Source organism: Echinicola marina, from assembly GCF_020463795.1.
GTDB classification, from domain to species: Bacteria; Bacteroidota; Bacteroidia; order Cytophagales; family Cyclobacteriaceae; genus Echinicola; species Echinicola marina.
Map to the genome: position 1 here is coordinate 1,100,349 of NZ_CP080025.1, position 15,873 is coordinate 1,116,221.

Below are 15,873 nucleotides of genomic sequence, written 5' to 3' on the forward strand. Positions count from 1 at the left end.
CTTTCTATTAAAGTGAAGCTAATGCCCCACTTGTTAAATTGATATATTGAAAATTTAAACCAGTATCCTGGATATTAACTGGGGAGCGCAGGAAAGAGCTATCTACCTGATCACCAGTACCTAAAATTCTGCCCATCGAAAAACTATCCATTGCTAGATCCAAAAGCAGAAAGATTTTTTCTCTTCTTGTTTTTGCCAAATCAAAAAACTTGATGCGTGTAATTTCCTTGTAAAAGTTTTTGTTCATAAGCCTACTGTTTATTCTTACCTAATCCAGCCAAAAACAATCTTTATAGACACTTATAGACTATTTTACGCTGTTCAAATACACTATTTTGCTATAAAAGTACATCAATTGTCTTTTCCTACAAAGGAAAATGTGTTTTATTTTTAAATAAAAGTCATTTTTTATAAACTAAATTGCGTTTTTATGTGTACAAAAAGTAGTTAAATTCACTAGAAGACTTCCTATTTAACCGCTTGAAGATGAGACATATTAAGCTCAAAAGATATTTTTCCTATCTTGTAATAAACCAGCAAAAAGGAGAAAAATGGCGAGCATGAACATTTCTGAGGACCTATCAAACACCTTTGCAATTCAAAAAATCAGGGCAATTAAACAGCGAAAAAGCTCCTGTCAAGAGCGCATCAAATCCTTGAAAAAACTGCTTGAATGGATCAAGAAAAATCAGGAAGAAATTTCAAAAGCCATCTATGCCGATTTTAAAAAACCAGCAGCTGAGGTAGCGATCACAGAGACTGCCTATGTCCTTATGGAAATCAAGCATGCCATTAAAAATCTAGCTGACTGGATGAAACCCAAAAAAGTCCCCAGTCCAATATATTTTATGGGCAGTAAATCTTATATCCATTTTGAACCAAAGGGACAGGCGTTAATCATCGCTCCTTGGAATTTTCCTTTCAATTTAAGTGTAGGGCCACTCATTTCTGCGCTTGCCGCAGGCTGCACGGTCTGCCTGAAGCCTTCCGAACTTACTCCTCATACATCGGCATTGATCCGACGAATGTGTTTGGAATGTTTTGAAAAAGAGGAAGTGGCCGTCTTTGAAGGAGATGCAGAAATGGCCAGACAGCTATTATCCTTTCCTTTTGACCATATATTCTTCACAGGCAGCCCAGGGGTGGGAAAAATGGTAATGACGGCAGCTGCCAAACACCTCTCCAGCATCACTTTAGAGCTCGGAGGAAAATCCCCGGTAATCATCGACAAAAGCTATGATGTGAAAGATGCTGTACCAAAAGTCGCAGCAGGAAAGTGGATCAACTGTGGTCAAACCTGCATTGCACCTGACTTTTTATTTGTCCATGAATCCCAAAAAGAACAGCTCATCACAAGCCTGATCCAACAAATCAAAAAAATGTACCCTGCAAGAAAAAACAGCATCTCTTCCAATAAAGATTATGGGAGGATCATTGGCCAAAAACACTTGAACCGTCTACAGCACCTATTGGTAGATGCCCAAACAAAAGGAGCTGCAATTAATTTTGGAGGTGAAATAAGAAAGGAAGATAACTATATGGAACCAACTATTATTTCGGGCATGACGGAAGAAATGCTACTCATGAAAGAGGAAATCTTTGGGCCCATATTGCCTATAATTACCTACAGCAAAACGGAGGATGTGATCAATTACTTAGTCCAAAAACCCAAGCCTTTGGCGCTATATGTTTTTTCCGAAGACAAAAGTTGCATTGATCAATTACTTCAAAATATAAGTGCTGGCTCTATGGCAATCAACGACTGCGGCATTCAGTATTTACAAAACAACCTTCCATTTGGCGGCACCAAGGAAAGTGGTATCGGAAAAGCTCATGGCCATGCTGGATTTATGGCCTTTAGCAATGAAAAATCAGTGCTGAAACAACGCAAAGGCAAAACTCCGCTCAACATCCTTTATCCTCCCTATGACCTAAAAACCAATAAAATCATTACAGGAATCCTTAATTACCTTGCTAAAAACTAATTATTAATCAAAGTCCAAGTCATCAACTTCATGGTCCTTATATAAAATCAAAGTCTTGGGTTTGTCATTGAGGTAAAAATTGACCATGTTTTGCTGTTCGGGAAAGTCACTGATCAGCACTTTATTACTAATTTTGACCTTCTTGGGAAAAGACACATTTTTGGCTTCCAGATAAAACCAGGCAGCATCCTCTTCTACCTCATACCCCAAATATTCAAGCTTGACTACCTTACCATTGATCTCGTAAACATTATTCTCCAACAAATACGCTTTGACAAAGTCACTCAATCTTTCGGGGTCTTGGGGATGTAAAAAATCGAGGTCCTCATCATATTTTTTACTAAGTGCCTGCTCTAGGTCATCCCAAAAAATCTTTTGGGCTATTTCCAAACTTTTGGCCTCAGCATTATAGTTAATATCCGTCACACTGATATAAAAAGGATGAAGATTCACCATCCATCCAAGCATCCATATGACTATATAATTATATAACATTTAGTTATTGATTTTTACTATTTGTCCAAATTAAACATTAATATTACACCGCTGTTTTTCATACCCAACTTAAACTAAGCCAAGTCCTCATTGAGAAGTTTCAAAAGCTTGTGTTTTACAAAAATACATGCTTTAACCGGAATCTTTTCAATCTGATGGAAAAACGAAAAATTACATGAATCAGTTTCAAGCGTATTTTAAATTAGGCATGGACCATATCCTTGACCTAAAAGGTTTTGACCACATCTTATTTATTATTGCACTTTGCGCTATCTACCTGTTAAGGGATTGGAAAAAAATCTTGATCTTGGTAACTGCATTTACCATAGGTCATTCGATTACTCTTGCGCTTGCCACCTTAAATATCTTTACTGTAAAAGCCAACTTAATAGAATTCCTTATCCCTGTTACAATCGCCGTCACTGCCTTTTTTAATATCCTGAGGCCTAGACCTTCAAGTGGATCTGGGATTCAGGCCAATTATTTCTTTGCACTATTCTTTGGCTTGATCCACGGCTTAGGCTTTTCCAACTACCTCAAATCATTGCTTGGAAGGGAAAGTTCGATCTGGGAACCTCTCTTAGCCTTTAACCTCGGCTTGGAGGTAGGACAGCTCATCATAGTAGGAATTTTCATCTTAATTTCGTCTATTGCCATTGGTATCTTGAGTGCCAATAGAAAAGAATGGGCATTGGTCATTTCCTCTGTGGTATTTGGCATGGCCATTATGATGGTATTGGACGCAATATATTGGTAATTAGCACAACCCAAATACAACCTATAATAAGAGTTCACTGATCAATCAGTAAGAACAGTCATGTTTCTTATTCATAAAAACTCAATAGAGAGATATGAAAAAATTAATTTACTCCATCGCATTAAGCCTACTATGCATAGGCACTGCCAATGCCCAGCACAGCGAGCAAAACCATGCGGAGCGTTTTGAGCAGCTAGGACCAATGCTCCGATCTCCAAATGTATACCGCACAGCTTCGGGAGCCCCGGGGCATTTGTACTGGCAGCAGCAGGCCAACTATGATATTAAGGTAGTCCTTGATGATGAAAACCAAAGCATCAAAGGGACTGAAACGGTAACTTATATTAATAATTCACCTGATCAGCTGAGCTACCTTTGGATACAGCTGGACCAAAACCAAAGAGCAAAGGATGCCGAAAGCCAAAAAGCAAGTACGAGTAGCATTCACGAAAGGATGTCATTGCGTCAATTGGAATCTATCCTATGGCATGACCTTGATCTTGGCTACAAAATCCACAGCGTAAAAGACGCCCAAGGAAATGACATCCCGGTTGCGATCAATGAAACCATGATGAGAGTAGATCTCTCAGAACCTCTTAAGGCTGGTGAGCAGGTTCAATTTACCGTCGACTGGAGTTTTAATATTCATGACAGGACTAGCTTTATTGGAGGCAGACCTGGCTATGAATACTTTGAGGAAGATGGGAACTATCTCTATACCATGGCCGAATGGTTCCCTAGAATGGCCGTTTATTCAGATTTTGAAGGCTGGCAAAACAAACAGTTCTACGGTCGTGGAGAATTTGCTTTGACCTTTGGTGATTATAAGGTAAGTATCACCGTCCCCTCAGACCATATGGTCGGTGCCACTGGTGTGCTACAAAATCCCGAAGAAGTGTTAAATGAAACAGAACTCGACAGATGGAACAAGGCAAAATCGACCTATGGCGACCCTGTTATCATCCGTACCCAAAAGGAAGCTGAAAAGCTTGAAAAAGGAAAGGCCTCTGATACCAAAACCTGGATATTCGAAGCAGAAAACGTAAGGGATTTTGCCTGGACCTCTTCCAGAAAATTCATTTGGGATGCCATGGCCGTAAACGTGGGCAACAAGGATGTAATGGCCATGTCTTACTATGCCAAGGAAGCCAACCCACTTTGGGAGCAATATTCGACCAGAGTAGTCGCCCATACCTTGAAATCCTATTCAGCAAAAACCTTTGATTATCCCTATCCAACTGCCATTTCTGTAGAAGCTTCCAATGGGATGGAATACCCCATGATCTGCTTTAACTATGGTAGACCGGATGAAGATGGTACTTATTCTGAAGCCATTAAAAACGGTATGATCTCCGTGATCATCCACGAAGTGGGGCATAATTTCTTCCCGATGATTGTCAATTCCGACGAACGTCAATGGACATGGATGGACGAAGGCTTAAACACCTTTATGCAGTTTATGGCTGAGCAAGAATGGGACAGAAACTACCCATCCAGAAGAGGCCCGGCCCACAAAATCGTGGATTACATGAAAGGTGAGAAGCAATATTTGGAGCCTATCATGACCAATTCTGAAAACATTATCCAGTTTGGAGCCAATGCCTATGCTAAGCCAGCTACTGCCCTGAATATCCTAAGGGAAACAGTTATGGGCAGAGAGCTATTTGACTTTGCTTTCAAAGAATATGCACAAAGATGGAAATTCAAGCATCCAACTCCTGATGATTTCTTTAGGACCATGGAAGACGCTTCAGCTGTAGACCTTGACTGGTTTTGGAGAGGCTGGTTCTTTGGTACTGAGCCAGTAGATATTGCCATTGAGAATGTACATTGGTATCAATTGGACAATAGGACTCCTGCTGAGAAGAAAAAGGCTGCAGCTGCAGAACATAAGAAATATGAAAGTTATATTTCAAGAACTGCCAATGAAAAGGACGTCCAAGAGACCGTACTGGAGAAAGACCCCAAGACCAGAGATTTCTACACTACATACGACCAGTTTACAGTAAGCCCCAGTGAAGAAAAAGCCCATAAGGAATTTGTGGCCAGTCTAAACGAAAAGGAAAGAAAGCTTTTTAACAGCGGCTTGAATTATTATGAACTTACCTTCAGAAATGTAGGAGGCCTGGTCATGCCTCTGATTGTACAGTTTAACTATGCAGACGGAAGCTCGGAAATAGAACGAATTCCGGCTTACATCTGGCGACATAATGAAACAGTGGTCACAAAAGTATTCCCTAAAGAGAAAGAAGTGGAATCCATTGTTTTGGACCCTTACCGAGAAACTGCTGACATTGACGAATCAAACAATTATTTCCCTAAGAGAAACGTACCGTCTCGATTTGAATTATTCAAAAGAGAAAGTGCACCTAGAGGAGCTGCATCTGGCAGCAATCCTATGAAAGACGCAAAGAAAAAGAAGTAAATTCAAAAAGAATATCACTCATTTGTACCAAAAAGGGATGACAAGAACAAGTCATCCCTTTTTTCATATATGATCCGAAAAACATATCGTCCACCCCTATACAATTTATAAAGACCTGCTTTTGCGGCTGTAATTTAGTAAATTGGAGAAAAGCACTTTCAGTCATGATGATATCCAGTCAAGCATTTAGCAGTTTCGCAGTCGACAATTTGGAAAAGGCCCGATGGTTTTATGGAGAAATATTAGGATTAAAAGTCACTGATCACCCTATGGGTATTTTGGAAATTCACACCAAGGGCAACAATCCCATTATCATCTATCCAAAGGATGATTTTAAAGCAGCAAGCTTCACGGTATTGAACTTTCCTGTACCTGATATAGAAGCGGCCGTAGAAGCATTGATGGTCAAAGGGATTAAATTTGAACAATACTCAGGCAATATCCGTACGGACGAAATGGGCATTTCAAGAAGTGAAAACGGCCCGTCCATCGCCTGGTTCAAAGACCCTGCTGGGAATATTTTATCCGTGATAGAAAGTTGAATCAATAAAATAACTAAATGTACAATCATTACCTTATGATTGTACATTTAGTAAAAACAAAAAAGCTTTCTACTTAAAATAAAGAGAAAGCTTTTGTAGCCCCTATTGAACAAATGTCGAACCTTTTTCTACGGGATTTACGATTGTTAGAGGGGCTTTATGCTATGCCTAAATCTAAAAATTTGATTTAGTGTGTAACGACCTAAGTCGACCAATTCATAAGGGATTTTACTTCGTCCCATATTTTTACTATTTTTGGGACGAAAACATCGATTATAGAACGGCCAAAAGTAGAATCAAAAATAGCTGAAACACTTAAAAGCTACCCAAAGGGCAGTATTGTCTTTGTGGACGACTTCTTAGACTGTGGCAATCCTGAAAGTGTCAAGAAAGCCTTGCTTCGCCTCAAAGAGAAACAAGTGCTTGTGCACTTGGCACACGGTATTTACCTATACCCAAAAGTGGATAAAGAACTGGGCATCCTCTACCCTTCCACCGAAGATATTGCCCAAGCCATTGCCCGAAGAGATAAAGCGAGGATTGTTCCCACAGGCGTCCAGGCATTAAACAAATTGGGCTTATCAACTCAAGTCCCTTTAAAAGTGGTTTATCTCACGGATGGAGCGGCCAGGACCATCAAAGTAGGTAAACGTATCATCTCTTTCAAAAAAGCAAGCCCGAAAAACCTATCAACAAAAGGCGAAATAAGCACTTTAGTCATTCAAGCCCTCAAAAGCATTGGTAAGGATAACCTTGACCAGGCCATAATTGAAAAAGTACAGTCTATCATCAAAAAAGAAGACCCTAAAAACATTATTCACGATTCCAAGCTTGCCCCGGCTTGGATTTATAACATTCTAATGCAAACCATCGAATGAACACCCATTGGCTCAACTTATCAAAAGAACGAAGGACAACCATCCTCAATCAAGCAACGGAACGGACAGGACTTCCCGCCGTGGCCATCGAAAAAGATTGGTGGGTAACACTTTGTCTCAACGCTTCGTTCACTTTGCCATATAGTGAAAACATTGTTTTTAAAGGAGGTACTTCATTAAGCAAAGGTTGGAATTTGATTGAACGGTTTTCAGAAGATATTGACCTGGCGATAGACCGAAGGTTTTTTGGCTTTGAAGGTGACATCAGCAAAACCCAAATACGGAAATTGAGAAAACTATCTTGCGAATTTATCTCAATCCAATTTTTGGAAGATATAACTCAAAAACTCACTGAGTGGAAAGCAATCGATGAATGTAAACTGTTTGCCTATCCGATAAAAGCTTCGGATAAAGATCCACAAACCATTGAGATACACTATAATTCGGTAGTTGACACTTCCAATTACCTACCCCAAAGGGTATTGATTGAAGTGAGTTCTCGTTCCCTTATGGAACCCACCGAAAACAGGGAAATAAATTCCGTGATAAGTGAACAGTTTCCTGGCATGAAATTATCAACGGGATCATTTTCCATTCCTACTGTTTTACCACAAAGGACATTTCTGGAAAAGATATTTTTGCTTCACGAAGAATTCTCACAGCCCGCAGAGAAAATCAGGATAAACCGACTTTCACGGCATTTGTACGATTTGGAAAAACTAATGGACACCTCTCACGGAATTGAAGCCTTGAAAAACAAAGGTTTATACGACCACATCGTTTCACACAGGGAAAAGTTTAACCCATTACGGGGGCTTGATTACAGTAGCCATACACCGGACAAAATAAAAATCATTCCAGATGAACCTATAATCAACGAATACGAAAAAGACTATACCGAAATGACCAAATTTATGATTTACGGAGAACCATTGACATTTGAAAAACTTATAAAACGACTAACTAAGTTACAAAAAAGAATCAACCGAATTGGCCAACGCTGAAAACCAAACACGTTCCAGTTTGGGCACCTGTCCACTCATAGAATTTAAAGAGAAAAGAAGTGCATAATTGTTGTCTAATTTAGATCTGTTAGAAAAGGGGAATTTACATTTAGACCCTACTTAGTTGGATAAAACCGTATACATACCCTAACTAAGTAAAGTAAGGCGGAATTTATTTTGTAGTTGTAAAAAATCCATACATTTAGTTGTAAGAAAAACAAAATAAATCACCATGAAAACCTCATTAAAGATTTTTTCCCTGTTTGTAACCTTTGGAATTTTAATGTTTTCCTGTGAAAGCCCTGAAGACCCGGACCCAGATCAACCTAATATTTACCTTGACGCCAATGGGGTAACCATAAAATGTGAGGATTGTAACGTTGGGGATAAAGGCGTTGTGAATGGTGTGGAATATGAAGTTGTGAACAATCAGTTAATAAGACAAAGGAGGGATGAAGAAGCAGATATGACAACACTTTGTACTTCTTTAGTGACAGATTTGAAGGATTTTTTTCTTTTGAGTACGGGGAATGGTGAATTTGTAATAAATGACTTTAATCAACCCATTGGAAATTGGGATGTTAGTAGTGTATCGGATATGAGCGGAATGTTTGCAGGTACGGAGTTCAATCAACCAATTGAAAATTGGGATGTTAGTAACGTTGAAAATATGAGAGGCATGTTTTATCAATCTAACTTTAATCAACCCATTGGCGATTGGGATGTAGGAAACGTTTTAGACATGAATGCGATGTTTACTTTTACACAATTCAACCAACCAATTGAAGGCTGGGATGTAAGTAAGGTTAATGATATGGAAGGGATTTTTTGGCAGGCCTCATTTAACCAACCGATTGGAAACTGGGATGTAGGTAGGGTTACAAATATGAGAGGGATGTTTTACGATACTCCATTTAACCAAGACATTTCAAGATGGTGTGTTACAAACATAACATCGGAACCTTCGGACTTTTCAATTTATGCACCTTTGACTGAAGAAAACAAACCTAAATGGGGAACCTGTCCGGAATAATTTAAAGTACTGTATTAACTCTATTTTATGAAGGGATTCTTGCAAAGCGTCCCCCAAAGTGTCCCCTTAAAATGAAAAACCCGCTCTACTTGATGTAAAGCGGGTTTTTAGTAGCCTCTATTGAACAAATGTCGAACCTTTTTCTTCGAGATTTACTATTGTTAGAGGGGCTTTATGCTATGCTTAAATTTAAAAATTTGATTTAGTGTGTAACGACCTAAGTCGACCAATTCATAAGGGATTTTACTTCGTCCCATATTTTTACTATTTTTGGGACGAAAACATCGATTATGGAACGGCCAAAAGTAGAATCAAAAATAGCTGAAACACTTAAAAGCTACCCAAAGGGCAGTATTGTCTTTGTGGACGACTTCTTAGACTATGGCAATCCTGAAAGTGTCAAGAAAGCCTTGCTTCGCCTCAAAGAGAAACAAGTGCTTGTGCACTTGGCACACGGTATTTACCTATACCCAAAAGTGGATAAAGAACTGGGCATCCTCTACCCTTCCACCGAAGATATTGCCCAAGCCATTGCCCGAAGAGATAAAGCGAGGATTGTTCCCACAGGTGTCCAGGCATTAAACAAATTGGGCTTATCAACTCAAGTCCCTTTAAAAGTGGTTTATCTCACGGATGGAGCGGCCAGGACCATCAAAGTAGGTAAACGTATCATCTCTTTCAAAAAAGCAAGCCCGAAAAACCTATCAACAAAAGGCGAAATAAGCACTTTAGTCATTCAAGCCCTCAAAAGCATTGGTAAGGATAACCTTGACCAGGCCATAATTGAAAAAGTACAGTCTATCATCAAAAAAGAAGACCCTAAAAACATTATTCACGATTCCAAGCTTGCCCCGGCTTGGATTTATAACATTCTAATGCAAACCATCGAATGAACACCCATTGGCTCAACTTATCAAAAGAACGAAGGACAACCATCCTCAATCAAGCAACGGAACGGACAGGACTTCCCGCCGTGGCCATCGAAAAAGATTGGTGGGTAACACTTTGTCTCAACGCTTCGTTCACTTTGCCATATAGTGAAAACATTGTTTTTAAAGGAGGTACTTCATTAAGCAAAGGTTGGAATTTGATTGAACGGTTTTCAGAAGATATTGACCTGGCGATAGACCGAAGGTTTTTTGGCTTTGAAGGTGACATCAGCAAAACCCAAATACGGAAATTGAGAAAACTATCTTGCGAATTTATCTCAATCCAATTTTTGGAAGATATAACTCAAAAACTCACTGAGTGGAAAGCAATCGATGAATGTAAACTGTTTGCCTATCCGATAAAAGCTTCGGATAAAGATCCACAAACCATTGAGATACACTATAATTCGGTAGTTGACACTTCCAATTACCTACCCCAAAGGGTATTGATTGAAGTGAGTTCTCGTTCCCTTATGGAACCCACCGAAAACAGGGAAATAAATTCCGTGATAAGTGAACAGTTTCCTGGCATGAAATTATCAACGGGATCATTTTCCATTCCTACTGTTTTACCACAAAGGACATTTCTGGAAAAGATATTTTTGCTTCACGAAGAATTCTCACAGCCCGCAGAGAAAATCAGGATAAACCGACTTTCACGGCATTTGTACGATTTGGAAAAACTAATGGACACCTCTCACGGAATTGAAGCCTTGAAAAACAAAGGTTTATACGACCACATCGTTTCACACAGGGAAAAGTTTAACCCATTACGGGGGCTTGATTACAGTAGCCATACACCGGACAAAATAAAAATCATTCCAGATGAACCTATAATCAACGAATACGAAAAAGACTATACCGAAATGACCAAATTTATGATTTACGGAGAACCATTGACATTTGAAAAACTTATAAAACGACTAACTGAGTTACAAAAAAGAATCAACCGAATTGGCCAACGCTGAAAACCAAACACGTTCCAGTTTGGGCACCTGTCCACTCATAGAATTTAAAGAGAAAAGAAGTGCATAATTGTTGTCTAATTTAGACCTGTTAGAAAAGGGGAATTTACACGTGATTTCCGTACGCCCAATAAAAAAGGTTCAAGCCGTAAACCTTACAACATTGAACCTTAAAACTGTATAACTAAAGTTGTAGCCTCTATTGAACAAATGTCGAACCTTTTTCTACGGGATTTACGATTGTTAGAGGGGCTTTATGCTATGCTTAAATCTAAAAATTTGATTTAAGCATAGTTTGCTTTCATAAAATTCTCTAGCCAGAGAGAAGTGCTGGAATATTGTGGTTTTGCCAAAATACCTCAAGCTCAAATAATATCCTTTAATCCTGTTTTAAGGAGCTGACTGGACTGAACTTGAACCATTTGGTGGAGGATTTGAGGTTGCTGAGTTGGTGTTGATTATGAAATCTTTTCAATTGAGCAAATATCGGACTTTCTCTAGGATTTGAGCCTAAAAAAGGACTACATGCAATTTTAAATCTAAGAAGCAGATGTAATAGAATGGTTAACGCAGCAATCCCGTTTTTCTACAGATTTAAATTGTTATTTTGAATGCATGAAGTTGTTAATTGTCGAAGATGAGCCGCAATTGTTAAAAAGCCTGGAAGAGTTTGCTTCCGAAGAAGGGTTTATTTATGATTCTGTAACAGGGCTTCAGTCTGCTATGGAGCGTATTTCCCTTTATGAATATGATTGCATAATACTGGACATTAACCTTCCTGATGGTAGCGGATTTGATCTGCTGGAAACACTTCATAAGAATGGAAAGACGGACGGGGTGATCATCCTCTCAGCACGAAACTCGCTGGATGACAAATTGAAAGGCTTGGGACTTGGGGCTGATGACTACCTCACCAAGCCGTTCTATTTTTCGGAACTCAATGCCCGGATAAAAGCCATCATCCGCAGAAAACAATTCAAAACCAACAAACTTGTCCGCTTTGCAAACCTGGTTATAGAACCGGACCAGTATCTGGTCGGGGTAAACGACCTTGAAAATCTTATTTCATTTACAAAAAAGGAGTATGCTATTCTTACACACCTGATCAATAATCATAAGCGGGTGATCTCCAAAGTATCGCTGGCCGAATATATTTGGGGCGACTATGTGGATGAGGCCCAAAGTTTTGATTTTCTGTTCTCTCAGATCAGGAACCTCAAAAGAAAGCTGAAAGATGCCGGGGCACAGCTAGAAATCAACAACATCTATGGGGTAGGTTATCAAATCCAGGCATTATGAAGCTGCTTACTTACACCTCCCGCATTCAATTGCTTTATTTCCTGATGCTTTTCGGAATTTTTTCCATATTGTTTTACCTGGTGCTAAGCTGGAACGTACTTCAAAATGTAGATGAAGTGTTGTACAACCGTAAAGTCAACCTACTGGCTTACCTTGAACAAAACCCTGAAGCACCGTTTAAAGAGGACAATCCGCTGGACGATTTCACTTTTTATCTTGTTGGAGAAGCTGCTTTTCAGGAAAGATACGAAAGTTATACCGATACCCTCATTTATGAGCCTGTTGATGACGAGTTCGATGAGTACCGCATGCTGAACACTTTTGTGAGACTACATGGCAAACATTACCGGCTGGAAATCATAAAACCTCACCTGGAAGCGGCTGAAATGATCGGAACCATTGCTATCACGCTGGGATCTTTGTTCCTGGCCCTGTTGCTTTCTTTTTATGTATCCCAGCGCGTTATCTCCCGGAAAATATGGGGCCCGTTTTTCGAAATACTCGAAAAACTCCGGCTCTTTCGATTTGATAAACAAGAATTTCCTGCACTGCCATCTACACATATTGATGAGTTCCGGATGCTGAATGAAGCTGTGAATGAGCTGACCCGGAAAAATATGGAAGTGTTTGAAAGCCAGAAGCAATTTATCGAAAATGCTTCCCATGAAATGCAAACACCCCTGTCTGTTATCCAGTCTAGGTTGGAAGGGCTTATCGGACAGGCAGAACTCACACAAGAGCAGGCGGAAATTGTGGAAGGCATTATCGGCTCCACACAGCGCTTAAAAAAATTGAACAAAACCCTGCTGCTCTTATCTAAAATCGAAAACCGGCAGTTTCTCCTTTCAGAACAGGTTGATATAAACACAATAATCAGCCGATCAATGGAATATTATGAAGAACAGAAAGCTGCCCTGAATATATCGGTGAAAACGGAAATACAAAATAATTTGATCGTGCAGGGTAATACGATGCTTGCCGAGATACTGGTACAGAACCTGCTTAAAAATGCATTTCTGCATAACAGGGAAAATGGCACGGTGAACATTCAAACAAAAGAGAGAAAGTTCATGATTGCCAATACAGGGCATGAAAAACAAGAAACAGGGACGGTATTAGAAAAAGACAAATTATTCAGCCGTTTTTACAAACAATCGGGTAATCCCGATACCTGGGGGCTAGGGTTGGCAATTGCCCGCAAGATAGCCGATACAAGTGGGTGGGAGCTTCATTACCGTGAAGAAGAAGGGTTGCACATTTTTGAAGTGGATTTCGGGTAACCAGACGATCTTCCCAAATTTCTACAGATTTGATGATTTACTTTACCTTTATAAATACGTGTATTATCTAAAATAAAATGACCTCAATGATGAACAGAAAGGATTTTCTCAGGAATTCGGCAATATTGGGTGGAGCGAGCATCCTTCCCATCAACAACGTTTTTTCACAGAATGTAACAGAAAATGGCATGGATAAACTGGTGGACAGCAATGGTAATTTCATCCAAAAATCGCTTCCATATAACAAGACATTCTTAGAACCACACATGGATGAAGAAACCCTGCACCTGCATTATGAATTCCATCATGGAGGAGCAGTAAAAGGGGCGAATAAAGACCTGGAAAACATCAAAAAACACCTTCAATCAGGCGAGATGGATCAAGTAGATATGTGGACTCGTAAGCTGGCCTATCATTTTTCAAGTCATGTCCTGCATTCCATATTCTGGTCTAATCTGACCAATAAAAAAACACAGCCCAAAGCGGAATTACTGAAACAGATAGAGAAAGACTTTGGCTCTTTTGATAACCTGAAAGCATACATCTCCAAAATTTCCAAATCTGTAGAAGGGAGTGGCTGGGGAATATTGGGCTATCAGCCCTACTCACAATCCCTCACTTTACTGCAATGCGAAAACCACCAGAAGCTCACGCAGTGGGGTGTGGTTCCCCTGTTGGTCATTGATGTATGGGAACATGCTTATTACCTGAAATACAAAAACAAGAGGGCAGAATTTGTCGACACTGTATTGGAAATTATCAATTGGGACAATGTGGCAGAACGGTTTGTAACAGCTAAAAAATTACACGGATAATTTTTGTTGGAATATAGAACTAAGACCACATGACCTCTCCTCTGTTACCACCAGTATATTCAGCATATATAGATAATATATGATCGATAAACAGGTCTCCTATAAAGAAGCCCTAAAAGTGTGGGTTAAAGTTGCCATCTACAGTTTTGGAGGCCCGGCCGGTCAAATTGCCGTGATGCACAAAATATTGGTAGAAGAAAAAAAATGGATCAGCGAGAACCGTTTCTTACATGCATTGAATTATTGCATGTTGTTGCCGGGCCCTGAAGCACAACAACTGGCCACTTACATCGGTTGGCTATTGCACAAGACCAAAGGAGGATTGGTTGCCGGATTACTGTTTATCCTGCCGGGATTCATCTCCATTCTAATCCTGAGTATTCTTTATGCAGCCTACAGGGACGTAGGAATCGTTGAAGCCATATTTTTTGGTATAAAGCCAGCAGTGCTGGCCATCGTTATTGGTGCGGTCATCAAAATAGGTAAAAGGGCGCTAAAAAATGAAGTGATGATAATAATGGCTGCACTGGCATTTGTGGCCATATTTTTCTTCGAGGTGGATTTTCCTTACATCATTATTGTGGCAGGGCTGACCGGTTTTATTGGTGGCAGAATTTGGGAAGAAAAATTTCATGTAATAAAAGGACATGAGGCCAAATCGGATCAGGAGAATAATTATTTCATTGACAGTTATATTCAGCCCGTTAAGCCTTCAATAAAGAAAACAGTCAAAACAGTTTTGCTGTTCATAACCTTATGGGCACTGCCGTTAGTACTGATCGCCCTGTGGATAGGAACAGAAAATATTTTCTTTTCGGAAGGCCTGTTTTTCAGCAAAACGGCTGTGGTCACCTTTGGTGGTGCCTATGCAGTGTTGGCTTATATAGCCCAGAAAGCTGTGGAGGATTACGGCTGGCTCAAAAGTGGGGAAATGCTTGACGGATTGGGCATGGCAGAATCCACCCCCGGGCCGCTCATTCAGGTTGTGCAATTTGTCGGGTTTATGGGAGCTTATCGTTTATCTGGTACGATGGATCCACTTCTGGCCGGAATCTTAGCTTCCTTACTGGTAACCTGGACTACTTTTGTGCCTTGCTTCCTGTTTATATTTACCGGAGCTCCCTATATTGAGTATTTAAGAGGCAATAAAAACGTCACTACTGCCTTGTCCGGAATTACGGCTGCTGTTGTAGGAGTCGTGCTCAACCTTGGCGTGTGGTTCGCTATCCATACACTTTTTGGAAAAGTAAACGAAAGCCATTCCCTGGGGATAAGGTGGATGATGCCTGAGTGGTCTACAATTAACATCCCTTCACTGGTAATCGGACTTATTGCTGCATTTGTTTATTTCATCCTGAAATGGGACATGCTGAAAACAATCCTGGTCAGTATAATATGCGGCATCCTGTATTATTTTATATTGTAAGGAAGAAGGGAGATTGAAGGGGGAAGTTTTTAACTTAAAA

The 15,873-nt window shown here is 39.9% G+C and carries 15 protein-coding genes; 13 read left to right on the forward strand and 2 right to left on the reverse strand.

The window, feature by feature from the left end:
• Positions 1-7: 7 nt before the first annotated feature.
• Positions 8-247 carry a hypothetical protein gene (locus KZP23_RS04505; RefSeq protein ID WP_226334932.1) on the reverse strand — a complete coding sequence of 80 codons (240 nt, stop codon included), beginning with the start codon at positions 245-247 and terminating at the stop codon, positions 8-10.
• Between the two features lie 262 nt (positions 248-509).
• Here KZP23_RS04505 and KZP23_RS04510 point away from each other — a divergent pair, with 262 nt between their 5' ends.
• On the forward strand, positions 510-1,985 hold the full coding sequence (locus KZP23_RS04510) for an aldehyde dehydrogenase family protein (RefSeq protein ID WP_226336481.1): 1,476 nt from the start codon (positions 510-512) through the stop codon (positions 1,983-1,985).
• A gap of 3 nt (positions 1,986-1,988) precedes the next feature.
• Here KZP23_RS04510 and KZP23_RS04515 read toward each other — a convergent pair whose 3' ends face one another.
• Positions 1,989-2,480, reverse strand: coding sequence for a DUF6702 family protein (locus KZP23_RS04515; protein WP_226334933.1), 492 nt, complete (start codon positions 2,478-2,480; stop codon positions 1,989-1,991).
• 175 nt (positions 2,481-2,655) lie between these two features.
• On the opposite strand from KZP23_RS04515, the gene KZP23_RS04520 reads away from it, so the two are divergent.
• The 12 genes from KZP23_RS04520 to chrA all read left to right on the forward strand — a co-directional run bounded on the left by KZP23_RS04520 (position 2,656) and on the right by chrA (position 15,833).
• A complete protein-coding gene (locus KZP23_RS04520) occupies positions 2,656-3,237 on the forward strand; it encodes a HupE/UreJ family protein (protein ID WP_226334934.1) in 582 nt (193 codons plus the stop codon).
• Positions 3,238-3,331: 94 nt separating this feature from the next.
• A complete protein-coding gene (locus KZP23_RS04525; RefSeq protein ID WP_226334935.1) occupies positions 3,332-5,662 on the forward strand; it encodes a M1 family metallopeptidase in 2,331 nt (776 codons plus the stop codon).
• Positions 5,663-5,826: 164 nt separating this feature from the next.
• Positions 5,827-6,204 (forward strand): VOC family protein, encoded by a 378-nt coding sequence (locus KZP23_RS04530; protein ID WP_226334936.1) that lies wholly within the window; start codon positions 5,827-5,829, stop codon positions 6,202-6,204.
• A 302-nt stretch (positions 6,205-6,506) separates the two neighbouring features.
• Positions 6,507-7,082, forward strand: a complete 576-nt coding sequence (locus KZP23_RS04535; protein ID WP_226336482.1) for a DUF6088 family protein — start codon at positions 6,507-6,509, stop codon at positions 7,080-7,082.
• Positions 7,079-8,086, forward strand: a complete 1,008-nt coding sequence (locus KZP23_RS04540; protein WP_226334937.1) for a nucleotidyl transferase AbiEii/AbiGii toxin family protein — start codon at positions 7,079-7,081, stop codon at positions 8,084-8,086. The genes KZP23_RS04535 and KZP23_RS04540 overlap by 4 nt, the downstream gene beginning before the upstream one ends.
• Before the next feature lie 232 nt (positions 8,087-8,318).
• A complete protein-coding gene (locus KZP23_RS04545; protein ID WP_226334938.1) occupies positions 8,319-9,119 on the forward strand; it encodes a BspA family leucine-rich repeat surface protein in 801 nt (266 codons plus the stop codon).
• 290 nt (positions 9,120-9,409) lie between these two features.
• The gene (locus tag KZP23_RS04550; RefSeq protein ID WP_226334939.1) at positions 9,410-10,012 is read left to right on the forward strand and encodes a DUF6088 family protein; all 603 of its coding nucleotides are present in this window, start codon (positions 9,410-9,412) and stop codon (positions 10,010-10,012) included.
• Positions 10,009-11,016: a nucleotidyl transferase AbiEii/AbiGii toxin family protein gene (locus tag KZP23_RS04555; protein ID WP_226334940.1), complete on the forward strand. Its 1,008-nt coding sequence runs from the start codon at positions 10,009-10,011 to the stop codon at positions 11,014-11,016. The genes KZP23_RS04550 and KZP23_RS04555 overlap by 4 nt, the downstream gene beginning before the upstream one ends.
• 612 nt (positions 11,017-11,628) lie before the next feature.
• Entirely contained in the window at positions 11,629-12,312 is a 684-nt protein-coding gene (locus tag KZP23_RS04560) for a response regulator transcription factor (protein ID WP_137402992.1), read from the forward strand.
• A complete protein-coding gene (locus KZP23_RS04565) occupies positions 12,309-13,592 on the forward strand; it encodes a sensor histidine kinase (RefSeq protein WP_226334941.1) in 1,284 nt (427 codons plus the stop codon). The genes KZP23_RS04560 and KZP23_RS04565 overlap by 4 nt, the downstream gene beginning before the upstream one ends.
• 86 nt (positions 13,593-13,678) lie before the next feature.
• Positions 13,679-14,407 (forward strand): superoxide dismutase, encoded by a 729-nt coding sequence (locus KZP23_RS04570; RefSeq protein ID WP_226334942.1) that lies wholly within the window; start codon positions 13,679-13,681, stop codon positions 14,405-14,407.
• 79 nt (positions 14,408-14,486) lie between these two features.
• Positions 14,487-15,833: a chromate efflux transporter gene (gene chrA, locus KZP23_RS04575; RefSeq protein WP_137402990.1), complete on the forward strand. Its 1,347-nt coding sequence runs from the start codon at positions 14,487-14,489 to the stop codon at positions 15,831-15,833.
• Positions 15,834-15,873: the final 40 nt, after the last annotated feature.